Source organism: Streptococcus oralis, from assembly GCF_003942875.1.
In the GTDB taxonomy this organism is placed as follows: Bacteria; Bacillota; Bacilli; order Lactobacillales; family Streptococcaceae; genus Streptococcus; species Streptococcus oralis_BX.
Genome location: NZ_RMVK01000004.1, coordinates 129,702 through 147,059, shown reverse-complemented (window position 1 = coordinate 147,059; position 17,358 = coordinate 129,702). Strand labels below are relative to the sequence as shown.

Here is a 17,358-nt window from a genome sequence, read left to right as displayed (position 1 = left end):
AAAAAATTCTGCTATAATGGCTCATGTAATAAAATATAACAACAAAAGGAGAACGATATGACATCTGCTAAAGACTATATCCAAAGCGTGTTTGCAACTGTGAAAGCTCGTAACGGGCATGAGGCTGAATTTCTCCAGGCGGTTGAAGAATTCTTCAGCACTTTGGAACCTGTATTTGAAAAACATCCTGAGTATATCGAAGAAAACATCTTGGCACGTATCACTGAGCCTGAGCGCGTAATTTCTTTCCGTGTTCCTTGGGTTGACCGTGAAGGCAAAGTCCAAGTCAACCGTGGTTACCGTGTTCAATTCAACTCAGCTGTTGGACCATATAAAGGCGGACTTCGTTTCCACCCAACTGTAAATCAAGGGATCTTGAAATTCCTTGGCTTCGAACAAATCTTTAAAAACGTTTTGACTGGACTTCCAATCGGTGGAGGTAAAGGTGGATCAGACTTCGATCCTAAAGGGAAGACTGATGCTGAAGTGATGCGCTTCTGCCAAAGCTTTATGACAGAATTGCAAAAATACATCGGACCATCTCTTGACGTACCTGCTGGTGATATCGGTGTTGGTGGACGTGAAATTGGTTACCTTTACGGACAATACAAACGTCTTAACCAATTTGATGCGGGTGTCTTGACTGGTAAACCTCTTGGATTTGGTGGTAGCTTGATTCGTCCAGAAGCAACTGGTTATGGTTTGGTTTACTATACTGAAGAAATGCTCAAAGCTAATGGTAACAGTTTTGCTGGTAAGAAAGTGGTTATTTCAGGTTCTGGTAACGTAGCTCAATATGCTCTTCAAAAAGCGACTGAACTCGGCGCTACTGTTATCTCTGTATCTGACTCAAACGGTTATGTCATCGACGAAAATGGTATTGACTTCGATCTTTTGGTTGATGTTAAAGAAAAACGCCGTGCTCGTTTGACTGAGTACGCAGCTGAGAAAGCAACTGCTACTTACCATGAAGGTTCTGTATGGACTTACGCTGGAAACTACGACATCGCTCTTCCATGTGCGACTCAAAACGAAATCAACGGTGACGCAGCCAAACGTTTGGTTGCTCAAGGCGTTATCTGTGTATCTGAAGGTGCTAACATGCCTAGTGACCTTGATGCGATTAAAGTCTACAAAGAAAACGGAATCCTTTACGGACCTGCCAAAGCTGCTAACGCTGGTGGTGTAGCTGTATCAGCGCTTGAAATGAGCCAAAACAGCCTTCGCCTTTCATGGACTCGTGAAGAAGTTGATGGACGCCTCAAAGACATCATGACCAACATCTTCAACACAGCTAAAACAACTGCTGAAACATACGGACTTGGTACCGACTACCTTGCAGGAGCAAATATCGCTGCCTTCGAAAACGTAGCAAATGCTATGATTGCACAAGGTATTGTTTAATTAGTCGATACATCCTATCGGAGGACAAATGATGAACTTACGGCCAATGGAAGTAAGAGATAATCCAGCTGTAGCGCAGCTCATTCGAGCTAGTCTTGAAGAATTCGGGCTTGACAAACCTGGAACTGTCTACTTTGATTCTCATCTAGATCATTTGGCCGACTACTATCAACAGCAAGAGAGAGCAGCTTACTTTATTCTGGAAGATGAAGGTCAGCTGGTTGGCTGTGGTGGCTTTGCACCTGTGTCTGATAAGATTGCTGAATTACAAAAACTGTATGTCACTAAAAATAGCCGTGGCAAAGGTTATTCCAGCCGTTTGATAAAGCGGATATTCCAGGAAGCCCGTCTAGCTGGTTATGAACAGCTTTATCTAGAAACCTCTACTGAACTGGCTACGGCTGTGGCAATCTATCAGCACTATGGTTTTACAGCACTACAAGAACCACTTTCTAACGCCGCCGGCCACCCAGCTATGAATATCTGGATGATAAAATCCTTCTCATCAGATGAATAGATGGCAATATACTATGGTCGACTTGAGGACATCAGTATCAAGCTCCTCAAGACAGCTAAAATAACTTTTAAAAATGTAGCCAAGGCTATGATAGTAAAGGTATTGTTTCAGCACTATCACACTAGAATAAATCCGACTGCTTATAAAAGCAGCCGGATTTTTATATATCTAATTTTTCAAAAAATTTGCCTGTTAACTGCTTTTCTTTTAGCTTCTCAAGTAGCTCATTTTCCAGAAAAGGACTTAGTTCGTCAAAATCTTGACAAACCTTAAAAACAGTCTCTCTGTCCAACTGACCATAAGCTAATTCGTAATAGTCCTTATTATGCTGCCAGTTCTGGTCATAGTTGACATCTGTCCGTTGATAGTAAACGATGTTTTGCTTCGGAGTCAGGTAAAGCTTCTGTGTTAGAATGCTTTTCTGATCTTTAGATAACTTGCTACGACTGAAAATCTTAACACCTTGAAAAATCTTGCGCTCATGAATTCCTTGATCTGTCACCTTCAATTCAATTCTTTTATAGTGCATACTATCACCTCCTGAAATTACCTACATTATATCATGTTCTGGCAAATTTTCAAACAAAAGTGTCATTTCCAAAAGTCTTCAGTCGCCTCTAAAATCTCTTCTGTTGGTGTTACTGTGGCCTCAATAATGCTCTTGCCAGTCTTTTTCAGATAGGCTTGTATAAGATGATAGCCATAAGCATAGCCTGCAGCATAAGGCATACCAACCGGTATTTGACCTTGAATCTCAGCAATTTCATCACCGTAAAGATAAGGAGCCATTTCCGCCATACCTGTTAGCTGAAGCTGACTTGAGATGATGGGCTTAATCTCTTCTAACTGCTCTGGACTGGTTGAAGTAACCCAAGGCCCAATGAGATCCTTACCATAGAGCTCAGCCGCAAAAGACTCTGCCAATCCTTCACTGACTACCCAGTCTGCTAGTGTCGTCTGCTGGTTCCATTTGACAAATTGGAAGCGGACATTGTGATTGCACTCATGGGCTAACGCTGCCTGCACACGGGGTAAAGTATAGTCATTTGGTAGTAAACTAAGCATGAGGTAGCCTGGAATTCCTCCATCTCCGCTGTAACCCTTATTGAGCTGTAGCATAGGTTTTTCTGGATTGCCCAATAAAATAGTAAAATAGTAATCCTCAACCTCTAAGTCATAGCCAGCTTGCTCAAAAAGACCAATACTCCTCTTGATGGTATCTTGACAATCCTGCCAGAGTTGATCAGAGCTCAGAGCGTCGATAGCCGGTCTATCCTTTTCTGATAGAGTTCCGGGCAACTGATTCATAAAGCCAAGTAGGAATAGAGCATCAAATCCTCCAGGGTACTTTGCTTTCAAAGGGATGTGTTGCGTTTGGTATTTCATTGCAAAAGGTGCTAATATTTTAGCTCGAAAGAGACCTTCTCTCTTTTCTAAAGGAAGCTCAAGCATCTCCTGATAAACTTTATCTGAACGAATCATATTGATTTGCATAATAATCTCCTTTCTTATCTACTATTAGTATAATCCCTTACCTAGGGTCAGAGTCAAGAAGAAAATTGAAATATCTATTAAAATTTCATTGAAATTACCTCAAACCGTTCGAAAATTACCTTCAATAAAGTTCTTTAATACTGAGATTGTAATATCCGGAGTATCAATAAATTAAAAACTTACTTTTCTACTGTTCATAGGAATGATGATACCAGAAAAAAATAAATCCTGAAGGGTAAAAACTTGTATTATTTTTTATGGAAAGCCTATTATTCAAAACTTGTTTGTCTCCTAGATAAACTATATAATTAGTTTGCCCCATTTGTACCCCATGAAATATAAAAAGAAAAACCGCTACTCCTAAGAATAGCGGTTTTATCATGTTTTTAAGCTACTAATGTAGTTGCTCTATTATTTAAGAGTAACAATTTGCAAATCCTATTTTCTCCCAGTATTAGTGGGTTAATTCCTCAATTTTCAACTCTGGCAGGAATTTGGTAGGTAAATTGATAATCCAAGATTATCTAAACTGTTTGTAATCTCTTCTGAAATTGTTGAATCACCTGAATAATACCAATGACTATATGTATTCAACGTGGTTGACTTATCAGCGTGTCCTAATCGATATGAAACATATAAAGTATCCTTATGTAACACATTTATAAGATAAGATGCATGACTATGTCTTAATCCTTTCCCCGTAATTTCTGGTACACCAGTAATCTTAGCATGCCTTTTTATTATCCTAGAAATTGTAGACTTACACAAGGGGGCACCAAAACGTGATATTACATAATCTTCATCATCATTCTTGATTTGAACTTCTCGCCATTTTTTAAGTATTGTAATCGTAAAATCATCTAAATCAATTTTACGATTCCCTGCTACTGTCTTTGTTTGTTGTTTAGCATACCATACACCGTTTTTGTCTTTCTCAATTGTCGAATGAACATGAATCCATTTACGTTCAAAATCAATATCTTCCCATTTAAGAGCAATACCCTCACTAACTCTTAAGCCAGTCATAAAATATAACCAGATCGTCATGTAATTATGGAGTCCCTCATACTCACTAATATCAAAAGAGTTTATTACCTTCTTAAATTCATCAAATGTCCAAAATTTTGTATCAGGGTGCTTTCCTCTAGGATTATCTAATCCTTTAAAAGGAACTCTATCAATATAACCCAATCTTTCTGCATAGCCCAGACATGCTTTAAATCTAGACCACATATTTTTAGCATAGTTACTAGAATACTTGTCTATAATAGCTAAGCGAAATCTTTCACAGTCAATAGTACTAATATCTGATAATTTTTTACTACCAAATTGCTTAATAAAAAACTGATGATGTGGTAAAGCGGTCTGATAAGTTACAAATTGAACTTTTTGTTGATAATATTTTAAATAAATCTCTTCCATAAACTCTCTAAAAGTTAGAAAACTATTATTAATAGTAGAGTTCACAAATTCATGTTTTAAACGAAGTATCTCTTCATATGCTTCCTTAAAAGAATTAAACGGTAGTCCCTGTTGATTTTTCCTTCCTTTCTTTTGAATTCTTTTCCCAGTTATTGGATCAACTCCTAATTCAATTTGAAAATATATTTTTCCTTTTGAATCTTTGTAAACACCTTTATATTTCTTTGTCTTTGATATAACCATTTTTCTCACCTTCTATATCTGAAAAAGAAATACCAATTAAATTTTCTACAATATTTTTAGGAGCAATGCCTAACCTTTTATTATCGAAAGGTGAACATCCTAATTGTACCGCATTCTTATCATTTTTTCTAGCTTCTTCAAACTTTTTTACAGCAATTTTTTTTGCTTGTCTAATAATATTTCTCGATGTGTGCTCTGGAAAACCAATCGCAACTAAATCTTTATAGTTTACTGTTTCCATGATTTTACTACTTCCTTTCTTAGATTTTTTCACCTCCATGGCATGACTGATGAAGTCATCATAAGAATTTCACTTGCTGCTCTTTTACGGTGGCAGCCTGAACGGTCAGAAGTATCATTGTATATCATTTGTATCATGGCATATAAAGTATCGCTCTATTTTATTGATGGTTTTAAAATCGCTCTTGTCATGGCGAGCCATTCAAATCTGCTCCACAAATGAGGAAAGTACCATTTTGGACTATTCAATTGTCAAAGAACAAATAAAAAATCTCCTCATTTTCACACTCTATGAAATTGAGGAGATTATTTTCTAAAGCGAATTTTATCAGGAAAATCTGTCAATCCCAATAGATAGTCTGTACTGACATCGTAAAAGTTTGAGAGAGTTACCAATACATCTGCCGTCAAGGCATGCTCACCCCGTTCAATTTTAGCATAAGCTGAGTTTGTAAACGAAAGTATTTTAGCTATTTGTTTTTGGGTCAAATCGTGATCTTCCCTCAAATCTCTCAAACGTCTGTACATCTAGCTTTCTCCTGAGAAAAGTATAATATATAAAACTAAGAAATCTTTCAAAGTGTCCAAACTGGACATTTTGAACTAAAATTAATTTATTAAACACTTCTCATAAGCATATCTATTAACCGTCTGAGAGCAAAGATTTTATCAACTATTTAAAATTACTGACTTTCAAAAATTAGTCTTATTGTAAAATAAAGTGAAACACAAAAGACATGTTTGTCTAATATATTATAGTCTCAAAAATATTACAAAATTATAGGAAAATGTTCACAAATCAATCATACAAGCACTTCTCTGAAGCTGAACAATACTAAATTTTAGTTTTATTTAATCAAAGGAAAAAACTGCTTATACTGCTCGTCGTTAGGATAGAAAACGTTCTATTTTTACTTGTAAAACTAATCTAGATTCTGTAACACCGGTGAAACAAATCAATGATAGAAGATCTACTGATAACAGTATTATGCAAATCCAATCTAGAATTTTCATTATCATTCTATAGAAGCTAGCTATTACTTGTAACTAAATAAGATTTGGCCTGACTTTCTGACAGAGTTCACATAAGTGAAGAAAAAAACCAAGGGGATATAGTATGAAAACTTTTATTCACACTTATAAATTCCAACATTTTGATTCAGTTGTTTCTTAAATCAAGATGATTTATGACTATATGCATCAAGAAAAGTTTATTAAATTACCTAGTGTTGTACAACTTTTTAATAAATCTACCAAGACTATATCTCCTAAAAACAACTAGGTGATACAAATTTATGATGGAGTAGAATAAATTAATAATTGGATACGTTTCTGATATTGTGAACTAGAATCTGTTATTGCTTAAAATATGGTCAGTAAACCTTCTATTCTGATCTCAGTAGAGTGACAAACTTGCTATGCTATCTCAAGGAAACTCTTAGATAAGAAGGTAGAATATGTCAATCAAGATGTATCATAACGCAAGATCAGAAACAGGGATCTTTATGTTATTAACATGTATAAAATAAACCATACTTTTCCTCCTTCTTATTCTTGATTGAAGTATTAGAGGAGAATCGGAGGTGCACGCTTTTTCATAAAAACTCTCAATTTTTTGTCTTCATTATTAAGAGTGAAAAATCAGGTTATTTTACCGCCGGTTTTTAGAAAAGATGGTCTTAATATCACGTTAACTAAGGAACTCTATGACTAGACTAAAATATTATAATCTAACAGTACAATCGAGTAATGACTTGGACAATAGCTTGTTGTATCATTCTATCCATAACCGTTGGGATACCTAGCTGACGAACTCCGCCGTTAGCTTTGGGAATTTCAACTCGTAAAACTGGCTGAGGCTTGTACTTCCTCTGCTTTATGAGTTCTTTAGTTGAACGCCAGTGTTTGCGGAGATAGTCATCTATTTCGTCAATGGTTACGCCGTCAATTCCTGCTGAACCTTTGTTAGCTCTAACTTGATTGTAAGCATCCAACATATTTGAACGAGATAGGATATTATCTAGTAACTGTGACATGTGTGTATTCCTTTCTTGTTTAGGTGTCTGTAGGATATCTTATATTGGCGAACTTTCTTCTAGTCAATACGTGACCGCCTCCAGTTCTATCAGACCGTTCTTTTACAGACACAAGTGAAGTAGGTATACTTCAGTTCGACAGCCTGTATTTCCAGTGTCAAACTTTCAACAGTCACTCCCCTGACTGTTGAAATATTCAGTCCTTCGCTCCATTTCCATTACAGAAATTTCATCACTACTATGGCTTCGGCTGAGAGCCTGCCCCAGCCATTGTTGTTCAACGAAGAATAAGTTGATAACGACAATAGGCGAGGGTACTTCTTATGATTAGTTGTTACTACGTCTTATTTACTCCCATGAGACCTCACGGGATAAGTCGTACAAAGAAAAAAGCAACGATTTTACGCTGCTTTTTACATCATGGATATTGATTAGCTATCAAAAAATAAAATGGTTCACCTATTTAGCTTACTCAATCAATCTTCAAAGTAATCCTCTAGAAGCAAGTTGTTATTTAGAATGCATAACTTTTTAAAATGTAATCTTTCTTGAAAATATGTGTCATGACAAACCAAAAGTATCGAACCTGGATAACTTAATAAGAATTTTTCTAGTGCATTAAGTGAGATAATATCAAGAAAGTTTGTTGGTTCATCTAAAATAAGAAAATTTGAATCGCTCAGAAGGACTGATGCAAGTTGGCCTTTAACTTGCTCACCCCCAGAGAGCTTGCCAAACGGAACAAATATTTTATCAAATTTTAAATCTAGCATTGCAAGAAAGTTTATAATTAATTGTTTATTATGACTACTTGTTTCATATATATTATCAAAGAGTGTTTTATCTTGGTCTAGTGTATTTAATTCTTGACTAAAATACCCAATTTTTAAACCTTTTGAAAAATATCCATCTATTTCTTGATTTACTATACTTTTTAATAATGTAGTCTTTCCAGATTTATTTCTTCCAGTTAACAACCATTTTTCTCCAAACCTCATTTTTATTTGAGGTATATAAAGATCTATAAAATTTGTACTTAGCTTGCTTTCTTTTAATTCGATCATTGTATTAGAAGAATACTCTAATGTGGAGCTTATTGTTTTAAACTTAATTTGTGTTTTAGGTGAAGGTCGGGAAGGTGCAGTCAATCTACTTAATCTTTTTTCAATAGCTTTGGCTGATTTGGCCATGGCTTTTTCTTGACTATCGTAGCTCCCCATTTTTGAACGCGCTTTCCAGTCTGAGTTGCTGATTCTATTAGAACTTTTCTTACTAATTTTTTTTGATCTTATCTTTTTATTTTCTAATTCTTTAGTTAACCTAGCCACCTCATTGTTATATTGAGCAATATTTTTCCAACATTGCTCTTCTATTTGATTTCTTTCATTTTCAAATTCCGTAAAATTTCCTTTGAAAACTCCTATTTGACTCCTTTCAATGAAAACAATTTTTTCTATAATATTGTCTAGTAAAAAACGATCGTGACTAACCAAAATTATTGTACCATCAAATTTCGATATTCTATGAATTAACCATTGAACATTATGCTGATCCAAATGAGATGTCGGCTCATCTAAAATTAGTATAGAGGATCTTGAAGAAAAGGCCTCCTTTAATAACTTTAAAGAAATCTCTCCTCCTGATCCATCTCTAATCTCCTTAACTTGAGGAACATAAGCAATATCTCCATTCACTGTTATCATACCTTTGTAATCAATATCTTCCTGGATAATCATTCTTAGCAAAGTTGTTTTTCCTACACCATTACTCCCCACAATGCCTATCCGTTCACCATGATGAAGAATTAACTCAGGTATTTGAAGGATATGTCGTGAATTAATTTGTTTTTCGATATTTTTCATGCGGAGAACTTCCATATCAGCTCCTATATTTCAAACTATTCTTCAGCGTACATTGACGATTGCATTTTATACAATTTTCTATAATACTCATCCTTATTCATTAACTCATTATGAGTTCCGAATGAATGAATTACACCGGATTTTAACACCAAAATTTTATCAGCAAATTTTACACTCGCAAGTCTGTGAGTAATATAGAAAACAGTTTTTCCTTGTGTCAATTGCAGAAAATCTTGAAATAATTCATATTCTGCTTTGGCATCAATTGATGCCGTCGGCTCATCTAATATTAAGATTGGTGCATTTGAAAAAAACGCTCTGGACAGTGCAACTTTCTGCCACTCCCCGCCAGATAATTCTTTCCCACCATCAAATTTTCTTCCCAAAACTTGGTCTAATGACATATCTTTCATATTAAACCGACCTTTATCAAGCGCTTTAGTTATATCTTCATTTTTAAATATCCTAGATAAATCGGACAGTGCAACATTCTCTCTTAATGAAATATCAAATTTAGAAAAATCTTGGAAAATTGAAGTAATCTGCTTTCTATAATCTGTCAATTCATATTCTCTAAGTGACTTATTGTTTACTATTATATCACCCGAATAGTTAGGATAGAAAGCACATAGCAATTTGACTAGAGTCGTTTTTCCAGCTCCATTTTCCCCAACTATTGCAATTTTCTCTCCCTCAGCTATTTTAAAGCTAACGTTACTTAATACCAAATCAGAATTGTTTGAATAAGAAAAGTTAACATTTCTAAATTCTATGATATCATCACCAAAATTATTTTCAGTTTTAGTAATTGGTACTTCTGTACTTAGCTCATCTTCAATTTCAATAAACTTAAAAAAGTTTTCCATGTAGAGGAGAGTGTCATAGAGGAGTGAACTATCTTCTACAAGTCTAGCCATACTATTTATTGAGTAGATAATACTAGTAGAAAACACAAAAATAACACCTAAATCTAAAACACCTTTTTTGATTTGAATAATAACATATCCAAACATTAAAATTATGACGATACTATTAAGAGTTATAAATAAAGCTGAATTGGTAAATTTTTTTCTCCGATCAACTTGGAGCTTGTCAGTTATTGATGTAAATACATCTGTATATTTTGTAATAAAAAAGAAATATAAATTATAAAGCCGAATATCTTTAATGTGATTGTTACTCAAAAGAACCTGACTATAATAATCTAACTTACGAGATTCTTCACTATTAGACACAAGTGTTTCAAATGCCTGTTGCTGGATTCTATAAGCTATGATACCTTGTGGAATCAATACAACAAACAGTAGTAAACTTACTAGTATATTCACAGAGCTAACCATTAACAGCATAGAAGCAAATACAATTGCATTGGAGATAAGGCTAGTTCCAAATACTAATAAATTTACTGGACGCCAACTTGCTTCTGAACTAAGCAACTGTATATCGTTATAGAATTCGCTATCTTCAAAATAACTAATATTCTGTAATCTCTCTGATTTACGCATCAACTCCGTATTTAATTGATACGTCAATAAATCAGTCATGCGACCTTGTATCATCACGAGCAGTGGGGATATTAGATTGTTAAGAAAGAAAGATACCCCCCAAACCGCAATAAGCATAGTAAGATTTATGGAATTCAAAGAGGATATTTTATTGACAACTATGTTAGTAATAAAAATACTGATAGAAGGAAGAATAGATTGTATAGGAACCATTAAAATCATCCACAACATTATAGACTTTGATGTTTTCCACACAAAATTCAAACTTTTTAGATATAAATTTAAATAGTTAAATATTTTTTCCATGTTCAAACTACCTTTTAATAAAATTTTAGGCTAGAATAAACTCTAGCCCAAATTATATAAGTGCATACTTTAATTTCTAAGCGTTTAGCCAGAATACAACAACACAATACTAATTAGCTTGTGCACTTAGTTGCACCTCTTCAGCTTGTAATCTCCAATTAAATGGCATACAATAAGTTTCATACAATCTTATGACTTCACTATTTTCCAAGTTAGATTGTTCTAAAACATGGTATCTATCTCGCATACTACCACCTTGGTCTTGAAGAATACATTTCTGATACGGTGCCAAAGTAAACAAAGTAAATTTATTTCCTAACTCATCAAACTCAAATACTTCAACGGGTTTATCATATGAATAATATACATCTATATTATTCGCAACCATTTCAATAGTAACTTGATTATGACCTGTATAACAACTTGTTCTATATTTAGCTCCTGCTTCAATTGTCTGATAAGAAGGAATAACATGAACATGTCCAAAATGAACTGGAATTACTCCCTTAACTGTCATTTCTAAACAGAATTGACTTTCAGGTGCAAGTCTATAAATATTTTCATATGAGTCAGTAATCTCAACAAATGAATTATTTGTATCAACTAGGGCATCCGCACCAAGAATCATCCCTGCTTCAAGCGAATAAACCTCATCTTGATATCTCACAGTTGCATCACTGCCTGAGACATACCTTACAATACAAGGATTGTTTCCTTTTTGGAAATCACCAATTTTTGTGTAGTGACGCTCATGATTTCCGATATCATCAATAGTAGTATATAAACCAACAATATTATTCATTATAATCCCTCCTAATATGTAAAAATGTATGCACTCCTATCCCAAATAATTAATCAGCCTTCCCAACATCAAGACCATTGGACTTCTTTTGTGATTGCACTCGAATCTCCAATTGTTTATTCTTCTGAATAAACTGTTGGTAAGGAATTGTATTACTAAACATAAAAACACCTAGTAATGCAAATGTAACTAATTTTTTAATTCCACGTTTTTTTCTCATGCAATGAAACCCCTTTCTGTTTCCTTGTTTTTATTCTAACACATATATATTATTTAGTCAATCATTTTTATTACATTTTGAACTTTTTTTTTTTTTTATTACCATAAAGAATTATTCATTCCTTTAACTTGCTATTTTGAACTAAAAATTTTATAATGAAATTAAGCAAATAGGAAGGTTTATTATCTTTAATGAATACACTCGCAGAAAAATTCAGATTGAAAAGAAAAGAGTTGAGACTCTCCCAACAAACTCTTGCAGAAGGAATTTGTGAACAAAGCCAGATTAGTAAAATTGAGAGAGGGCATTTCATTCCCTCCGCAGACCTTTTGTTCAAACTCTCACAACGACTTGAAGTACCATTAGATTATTTTTTTAATGAACAAATTGAAATTAAATCTAACCTCTCTAATTTCAAGCAGTTATCTGCTCGACTATTAGATGACAGAAATTATGACGATTTGGAATATATTTATCGAATAGAGATTGAACGAAGTACTTTTCTAACACTAGAAGACCGAACTTACCTTGAATGGATTAAAGCTATTATTGACTTCTATCAATATGACAGTAAGTGTGAGGCTATTTCTTCATTGGAAAATTTATTATTAAAAGTCTCCTCAAATACTCTGATTTATTTAAAGGCATTGAATACTCTATCTAATTTCTATTCCTTAGTGGGTCGTGAACAAGAATATGAGGCAAACTACTCTCATTTAATGGAGTTATATCAGACAAAAAATTTTGAGCATCAAGAGTTTTTATTTGGCTACATCAGAGTTCGTTACAACTACGCGCACTACCTAGTGTCAAAGGAAAAATATAACGAAGCCATCCAAGAAGCTCTTGAGACGATTGAACTCTGTAAACAAAGACAGACAAGCTACCAACTAGCTCCCCTACTTATTCTTGTAGGAAATGCTGGAGCCAAATTTCTAGACAAAGAACAAGTCAAAAATTATTATATAGAAGCAAGAGAGCTATGCAAGATTTATAACAATCCTTTAATGCTGATGAAGATAGAAAATTATTTGAAGGAACTAGATGCTGTTTAGTTTATCTTGATATTGGAGTGCTACTTAAACATTAAATAACCTGTAAGGCTGATAGTGATATTAATACTATCAGCCTTATAATTTTTCCATGGTATCTCAAATAACTATACTGATTTTGTTTCCCGTTCTAATTTGGTAACATTTTGATTTCTTGTATTATCAAGTATATTGATAAAATTCTCTAATCTCCTAACCTTATATTCGTAATCATCTATCCATTTAGTCATAAATTTTTGATTTTCTTCGATTTCTTTCTCCACCTGCTCCAGTTTGATAGCTGAAGTCAGGTTCATCTTGGCATAGTCATATTTTGCCAGTCTTCTATTTTCTGGGTCTAAGTTGTTGAGATTGATTAAGACCTCTGCTACCTTGTTTAGATGAGCAACCTTATCCTGCAAATCTGTAATGATCAAATCCAGCTGGGCGATTTCCTTGATTAACTCATCTTTGATTTCCTGGTAAGACTGATTGTTAAGGTCTAATTCGATAAGAAGATTCACCTCTGCGATTTTCTCTTTGAGGTTGGCAATGGTTGGCCGCCTACGTTTAGGGATATGCGTGCTGTCGTGAGTAAGTTGACGGATTAGTTCACGCCCTCTCATGTAACGATTGAGGTCTGAACTTTCTTTGTTAAAGATGAAAAACTGGGCGGTCTCTCGTATAAAGACATGGTAGGACTTGTCTTGTTCGTTCTCATGAATATCCAAGTTTCGGTTTGGGATAAAGACCAAGCCGTCTTTTTTGACACCGTAATTCATCTTGATGAAAAGACCTTCCTTGACCACCTTATCAATCTGATACTCTGCTAGGACAACTTCAAACTCCTGAATCTGGTCATGTTTCTCTTTGAACTCCTTGTAGGCTGTTAGGAGTTCCTCACTTGAGAGTTTATCCTTGTCCTGATCTTCTTGATAAGTCTTCAAATCATAGACAAAGTTAGTCAAGTCAGACTCTGTTATGCTTTCTCTTTGGTCAAAATAATCCTCAAAAAACTGGACATCGTACAAATTTTTCGTACTGACCTTTTTATTCTCTATAGAAATGGTTCGACTGTTCTCAGTCAAGGTAAAGGTCACATGCTTTTTCTTCAGGGAGATTGTCAGGTTTAACTGCTCTGCCATTTCCAAAAGATGAGAGAGGTCACGGGCTCTAGGCAAAAGAAAATCCAATCGCTGCTCAATGGCTCGTGTCGCAAACTGCTCTCGGAAATAGTCCTCGGTGTAGGGCTGTCTCTTATCCAGCTGCTTACCGCGAATGACCTGTTTCATCTCTCGGTCAGTCATGAGGAATCTGGCGTGCTTGTGGGAAAAATCCATCTCCACGTTTAGAGCAGGAGCCTTGGCCAAAAAGTCCTCAAAGTTTTTGCTGTGTTTCATGAGAAAATAAAGCCGTTGCTTGAGTTCAAACTTATGATTGGTCTTGCGGTAAGCCTCAAACTTCTCGTGCGAATAACGGTTAGGCTGGATAATCGTTGCTCCTGCTTCCTTGGCCAAGCGGTCAGAAATCATGCGAAGGTTTCTCTCTTGAGCGTAATCCCATTTGAGCTTCCTGTCAGAATTGAGGTCAACAGAGTTTATCAGGATATGATTATGCACATGGTTTCTATCTGTGTGTGTTGTCACGATAAAACGAAAGTTTCCACCTGTCAGTTCCTTGATGGTCTCGTAGCCAATGCGGTTGATTTCCTCTGGTGTCAGCTTATCATCAGGCGAGAAAGACTGGATCAAGTGATGGGCATGGATTTTAGTTTGTTTGACCTGTTGGCGGTCGTTTCTGGAATCGTAGAGCCTGTCATTGTTAGTTAAGTTGGCCTCATACATATCCACCATCTCCTCATAACTAGGAAAAACCAAATAGTTCCTCATGCCAAAATCAGAAACCAACTTCAACTGCTCCGTCTTTTCAGGATTGAGAATATACTTGATGAGGCTCTTGCGATACTTGGTGCTGTGAACCGCAAAGTGCTTAGTGACTACCATAAAACTCCTTCAGTTGCTGACATTTAATATTAAAGTCACTTTCAACTTCTTTAATCAATTGACCAATGCCCTGTACCAACAACTCACGGTCACATGGTTTTAAGATGTGAGTCTGATTGACCGTCCGTGCAATTTGATTAAGGTTGTTTCCGATACGTTTCAGTTCAAAGACCAGATCTTCATAGTTGCTGGTGTCAATGGTTAGGAAGGTCATGTTAGGGTTAAGCAAAACTTTTCTAGCATAAGCAGAGAAATTTTTACAGCGACTATGTCCGATACGGTCGTACAAGGTCGCAAGTTCCTGGTCTGTCAGAAAAACTTTTTTAAGATTAGTTCGGTAACGATTTTCCATCCCTAACCTCCCATGTACTTGTCCCGAAAGTCTTGACTGAGTGGGATAGTCTGGTTAACCTCTGCTATTAGCTCCTGTACGCAGGTCAAGATAATCCGTAGGTGCTCTGCCGTGACTTGGTGGCTTTGTTCAGCCAAGATAGTCACCTGTAAAATATCTCGGCTGATTTGTTCAATCTTTTGGTATTGCCAGAGGGTAAACCAATCCGTCATTGACTTTCTTCCCTCGATTGCATCAAGTAACTTTTGACGAACAAAGGGAGAAAATTGCTCTACATGTTCCTGTTTCATCAGCTTCTGAATCTGTTCCAGCTCCTCTGGTGTCAGATTGATTTCCTTACGGATAATGCGGTATTGGTCTGTCATCTTGTCATACTCCTTCTCTACTTGCCTCTATCGGGTTATCCCCGATACCGTATGGGATACGGGTGCTTCCTAAAAGCCTCAAAAGGTTATTTTTCGGCTTTTGCGAGCTCAGATATTGTGTCCACAATATCCCAAAAATCATATCGTCAGCCTATCAAAACCTTCTAGTTTTGACAGCCAACGATAAGATAACTTGGTGACTTCGCCCCCAAACCCCCATAGAAAATCAAAAATTGACTTTCTATGAATGATATTAGGATAACAGGGAAGATTTGGAAAAGGTATCACAGCTAATATAGTTATGATTGACTTTCTCTGATTCTATGATAAAATTTCTGTAAACTAATATTTGGAGAAATAAAAATGCTGAATCTAGATCAAATACATTTACTATTGAATACTCCCGAAGATGAGTTTCATGATTTTAAGCAAAAATGGCATCATTCTAAAACTGAATTGGTGCGTGATATCTTAAATTTTGTCAATACATCACATCACGAAGATTGTTATATCATCTTTGGAATTGATAATATTACTTTAGATATAATCGGTGTAAACAATGATGATAATAGAAGAAATGAAGAAGATCTAACAGATTTGCTACATAAACTCTTTATATCAACAAATAATCAAATTAAAATTAGCATACAAACTGAAACTATAGACAGCAAAGAAATTGACATCTTAATTATTCATGATACAGATAAAGTTCCTGTATTTTTAACAAAAGATTATAAGCCTAAGAAAGATACTGTATTACCAAAAGGATTAATATATGCTAGAAATGGCTCTATAAATACTCCTAAAGACTCCTCTGCTCCTTTTGAGTTAATAAATAAGTTGTTTCAAAAGTTTAATCATACCGACTTAAATATCAAAGAGCAGTATTTTCATGTTTTAAAAGACTATAAAAATTGGTTCTTCATTGAAAATGAAGACGGAAGATTTTTTATTTATAATCCTAATCCCGATTTTTATATTAAACTTACCGACGATGATGCAAATCGTTTCAAAACTATGCCTTATAGTTTAAATCAATACCAAACCAATGTTGATTGGCAATTGGTACAACTTCGTTATCGACACCTTACAATTATCGACTTTATGGCTTTATATTTAGATCAGGGAAATTGTCTCGTGCCCTCCCCTGATTTAGAAAGTTTTGAATGTGGTTATTCTGACACTATTTATTACCACTGTTTATACAAAAATACTTTAAAATACCAATTGCTGAAAGTTTTATCTTCAATATCTGGTCTCGAAAAATATCCTTTAGATAGATTTAAAAATAATATAGTAATTTATGATGATAAAATAGAATTGGAAAAGACTCACAACTTAATAAAAAATAATTTTTCAACAGAAGAGATAATGAAGCAACTAGTCGTTTCAAAAAAAGATTTGAATTTGTACTTTAAAAAGGCGAAACAAAAAAATCCTGACTATAATAGTCAAGAAAATGAGAAAAACTTAACTGAACTAAACTTAATTAAGTTATTAAAAAGTTTTCAAAAAAGTATATCTTGATAATCTACTATCACATTTTCAACTACTCA

Annotated in this window: 16 protein-coding genes and 1 pseudogene; 4 read left to right on the top strand and 13 right to left on the bottom strand. The window is 34.8% G+C overall.

Features of this window, described 5'->3' with window-relative positions:
• Window positions 1–57 precede the first annotated feature (57 nt).
• Both gdhA and D8844_RS05590 read left to right on the top strand, forming a co-directional pair.
• On the top strand, window positions 58–1,404 hold the full coding sequence (gene gdhA / locus D8844_RS05595) for an NADP-specific glutamate dehydrogenase (protein ID WP_000199519.1): 1,347 nt from the start codon (window positions 58–60) through the stop codon (window positions 1,402–1,404).
• 31 nt (window positions 1,405–1,435) lie between these two features.
• Window positions 1,436–1,921, top strand: a complete 486-nt coding sequence (locus D8844_RS05590) for a GNAT family N-acetyltransferase (protein ID WP_049520689.1) — start codon at window positions 1,436–1,438, stop codon at window positions 1,919–1,921.
• A 160-nt stretch (window positions 1,922–2,081) separates the two neighbouring features.
• Here the strand turns inward: D8844_RS05590 and D8844_RS05585 are convergent, their stop codons facing one another.
• The 10 genes and pseudogenes from D8844_RS05585 to D8844_RS10515 all read right to left on the bottom strand — a co-directional run bounded on the left by D8844_RS05585 (window position 2,082) and on the right by D8844_RS10515 (window position 12,051).
• Window positions 2,082–2,450 carry an EXLDI protein gene (locus D8844_RS05585; RefSeq protein ID WP_000559015.1) on the bottom strand — a complete coding sequence of 123 codons (369 nt, stop codon included), beginning with the start codon at window positions 2,448–2,450 and terminating at the stop codon, window positions 2,082–2,084.
• A 62-nt stretch (window positions 2,451–2,512) separates the two neighbouring features.
• Window positions 2,513–3,415 (bottom strand): DUF2268 domain-containing putative Zn-dependent protease, encoded by a 903-nt coding sequence (locus D8844_RS05580; protein WP_001166706.1) that lies wholly within the window; start codon window positions 3,413–3,415, stop codon window positions 2,513–2,515.
• Between the two features lie 477 nt (window positions 3,416–3,892).
• The gene (locus D8844_RS05575) at window positions 3,893–5,080 is read right to left on the bottom strand and encodes a tyrosine-type recombinase/integrase (RefSeq protein WP_125400223.1); all 1,188 of its coding nucleotides are present in this window, start codon (window positions 5,078–5,080) and stop codon (window positions 3,893–3,895) included.
• Entirely contained in the window at window positions 5,052–5,321 is a 270-nt protein-coding gene (locus tag D8844_RS05570; RefSeq protein WP_000450956.1) for a DUF3173 family protein, read from the bottom strand. The genes D8844_RS05575 and D8844_RS05570 overlap by 29 nt, the downstream gene beginning before the upstream one ends.
• Window positions 5,322–5,626: 305 nt before the next feature.
• Window positions 5,627–5,848, bottom strand: coding sequence for a type II toxin-antitoxin system RelB family anti-toxin (gene relB / locus D8844_RS05560; protein ID WP_000286248.1), 222 nt, complete (start codon window positions 5,846–5,848; stop codon window positions 5,627–5,629).
• A gap of 1,217 nt (window positions 5,849–7,065) precedes the next feature.
• A pseudogene (locus tag D8844_RS05555) lies at window positions 7,066–7,356 on the bottom strand (group II intron reverse transcriptase/maturase); the annotation flags it as partial.
• A 476-nt stretch (window positions 7,357–7,832) separates the two neighbouring features.
• Complete coding sequence (locus tag D8844_RS05550; protein WP_185757670.1) at window positions 7,833–9,218, bottom strand: ATP-binding cassette domain-containing protein; 1,386 nt, start codon at window positions 9,216–9,218, stop codon at window positions 7,833–7,835.
• A 35-nt stretch (window positions 9,219–9,253) separates the two neighbouring features.
• Window positions 9,254–10,762 (bottom strand): ABC transporter ATP-binding protein, encoded by a 1,509-nt coding sequence (locus D8844_RS05545; protein ID WP_260467545.1) that lies wholly within the window; start codon window positions 10,760–10,762, stop codon window positions 9,254–9,256.
• A gap of 376 nt (window positions 10,763–11,138) precedes the next feature.
• Entirely contained in the window at window positions 11,139–11,831 is a 693-nt protein-coding gene (locus D8844_RS05540; protein ID WP_049536414.1) for a hypothetical protein, read from the bottom strand.
• A 49-nt stretch (window positions 11,832–11,880) separates the two neighbouring features.
• A complete protein-coding gene (locus tag D8844_RS10515) occupies window positions 11,881–12,051 on the bottom strand; it encodes a PhrA family quorum-sensing system peptide (RefSeq protein ID WP_001227862.1) in 171 nt (56 codons plus the stop codon).
• A 191-nt stretch (window positions 12,052–12,242) separates the two neighbouring features.
• On the opposite strand from D8844_RS10515, the gene D8844_RS05530 reads away from it, so the two are divergent.
• Complete coding sequence (locus D8844_RS05530; protein WP_049536417.1) at window positions 12,243–13,106, top strand: helix-turn-helix domain-containing protein; 864 nt, start codon at window positions 12,243–12,245, stop codon at window positions 13,104–13,106.
• A 104-nt stretch (window positions 13,107–13,210) separates the two neighbouring features.
• On the opposite strand, the gene D8844_RS05525 is transcribed toward D8844_RS05530, so the two are convergent.
• Genes D8844_RS05525 through D8844_RS05515 form a run of 3 tightly spaced genes read right to left on the bottom strand, consistent with a single transcriptional unit; the run spans window position 13,211 to window position 15,802 of the window.
• Complete coding sequence (locus D8844_RS05525; RefSeq protein ID WP_125422510.1) at window positions 13,211–15,085, bottom strand: SAG1250 family conjugative relaxase; 1,875 nt, start codon at window positions 15,083–15,085, stop codon at window positions 13,211–13,213.
• The gene (gene mobC, locus D8844_RS05520) at window positions 15,072–15,437 is read right to left on the bottom strand and encodes a plasmid mobilization relaxosome protein MobC (protein ID WP_049536421.1); all 366 of its coding nucleotides are present in this window, start codon (window positions 15,435–15,437) and stop codon (window positions 15,072–15,074) included. Before mobC ends, D8844_RS05525 begins: the two co-directional genes overlap by 14 nt.
• Window positions 15,438–15,439: 2 nt before the next feature.
• Entirely contained in the window at window positions 15,440–15,802 is a 363-nt protein-coding gene (locus D8844_RS05515; RefSeq protein WP_049536423.1) for an SAG1252 family conjugative relaxosome accessory protein, read from the bottom strand.
• Between the two features lie 363 nt (window positions 15,803–16,165).
• On the opposite strand from D8844_RS05515, the gene D8844_RS05510 reads away from it, so the two are divergent.
• Window positions 16,166–17,329 carry an ATP-binding protein gene (locus D8844_RS05510; RefSeq protein WP_125422507.1) on the top strand — a complete coding sequence of 388 codons (1,164 nt, stop codon included), beginning with the start codon at window positions 16,166–16,168 and terminating at the stop codon, window positions 17,327–17,329.
• The last annotated feature ends 29 nt before the right edge of the window (window positions 17,330–17,358 follow it).

Coding starts and splice junctions, on each gene's coding strand:
- D8844_RS05570 (WP_000450956.1), bottom strand. CDS start 5,321: ATGGAAACAGTAAACTATAAAGATTTAGTTGCGATTGGTTTTCCAGAG.
- D8844_RS10515 (WP_001227862.1), bottom strand. CDS start 12,051: ATGAGAAAAAAACGTGGAATTAAAAAATTAGTTACATTTGCATTACTA.
- D8844_RS05590 (WP_049520689.1), top strand. CDS start 1,436: ATGAACTTACGGCCAATGGAAGTAAGAGATAATCCAGCTGTAGCGCAG.
- relB (WP_000286248.1), bottom strand. CDS start 5,848: ATGTACAGACGTTTGAGAGATTTGAGGGAAGATCACGATTTGACCCAA.
- mobC (WP_049536421.1), bottom strand. CDS start 15,437: ATGGAAAATCGTTACCGAACTAATCTTAAAAAAGTTTTTCTGACAGAC.
- D8844_RS05540 (WP_049536414.1), bottom strand. CDS start 11,831: ATGAATAATATTGTTGGTTTATATACTACTATTGATGATATCGGAAAT.
- gdhA (WP_000199519.1), top strand. CDS start 58: ATGACATCTGCTAAAGACTATATCCAAAGCGTGTTTGCAACTGTGAAA.
- D8844_RS05580 (WP_001166706.1), bottom strand. CDS start 3,415: ATGCAAATCAATATGATTCGTTCAGATAAAGTTTATCAGGAGATGCTT.
- D8844_RS05575 (WP_125400223.1), bottom strand. CDS start 5,080: ATGGTTATATCAAAGACAAAGAAATATAAAGGTGTTTACAAAGATTCA.
- D8844_RS05585 (WP_000559015.1), bottom strand. CDS start 2,450: ATGCACTATAAAAGAATTGAATTGAAGGTGACAGATCAAGGAATTCAT.
- D8844_RS05530 (WP_049536417.1), top strand. CDS start 12,243: ATGAATACACTCGCAGAAAAATTCAGATTGAAAAGAAAAGAGTTGAGA.
- D8844_RS05510 (WP_125422507.1), top strand. CDS start 16,166: ATGCTGAATCTAGATCAAATACATTTACTATTGAATACTCCCGAAGAT.
- D8844_RS05550 (WP_185757670.1), bottom strand. CDS start 9,218: ATGAAAAATATCGAAAAACAAATTAATTCACGACATATCCTTCAAATA.
- D8844_RS05515 (WP_049536423.1), bottom strand. CDS start 15,802: ATGACAGACCAATACCGCATTATCCGTAAGGAAATCAATCTGACACCA.
- D8844_RS05525 (WP_125422510.1), bottom strand. CDS start 15,085: ATGGTAGTCACTAAGCACTTTGCGGTTCACAGCACCAAGTATCGCAAG.
- D8844_RS05545 (WP_260467545.1), bottom strand. CDS start 10,762: ATGACTGATTTATTGACGTATCAATTAAATACGGAGTTGATGCGTAAA.